General features: G+C 47.8%; 1 protein-coding gene. It reads right to left on the reverse strand.

Going from position 1 to position 845, the window contains the following annotated elements; genetic code table 11:
- Nucleotides 1-845 (reverse strand): type IV pilus twitching motility protein PilT (locus KIV40_RS24290; protein WP_285351743.1); only part of this gene is annotated, 845 nt, incomplete at both ends.

Raw genomic sequence — 845 nt, forward strand, 5'->3', positions numbered from 1 at the left:
ATCTGCGCGACTTTGTCTTCACGAATAAGGTTACGGATCGCAGGCGTAGCCATCATGATTTCGTGACACGCGATTCGACCGCCGCCGTTACGTTTCAGAAGTTTTTGCGCGATAACCGAACGCAATGATTCCGACAGCATCGAACGCACCATGTCTTTGTCGCTACCAGGGAAGACGTCAATAATACGGTCGATGGTTTTCGCTGCCGAGCTAGTGTGCAACGTACCGAAAACAAGGTGACCCGTTTCAGCAGCCGTCAGCGCCAAACTGATGGTTTCTTTATCACGCATCTCACCAACTAGAATCACATCCGGGTCTTCACGTAGCGCGCTGCGCAGCGCGTTTTGGAAGCTGTGTGTATCACGGTGTACTTCACGTTGGTTGATAAGACACTTATTGTTGGTGTGAACAAATTCAATCGGATCTTCAATTGTTAGGACGTGCTTATTGTGATTACGGTTAATGTAGTCAACAATGGCAGCCAAGGTAGTCGATTTACCAGAACCCGTTGGGCCAGTAACCAGTACCAAACCTTTTTCCGCATTGGCGATTTTTCTGAAGATCTCAGGAGCTTCTAACTCTTCCAGTGTTGGAATGCTACTTGGGATGGTACGGAACACCGCCGCACAACCGCGAGATTGGTTGAAAGCGTTGACACGAAAACGGCCAACGTTATGCAATTCAAATGAAAAGTCGACTTCGAGTTTTTCTTCGAACTCACTGCGCTGCGCATCGTTCATGATTTCAAAAACCAAACGGTGCACTTCTTGGTGTGTAAACGCTGGAATGCCCAGTTTTCTTACATCACCATCAATACGAACCATTGGTGGTACACCTGCAGAAAG

It is taken from the genome of Vibrio sp. D173a, assembly GCF_030248475.1.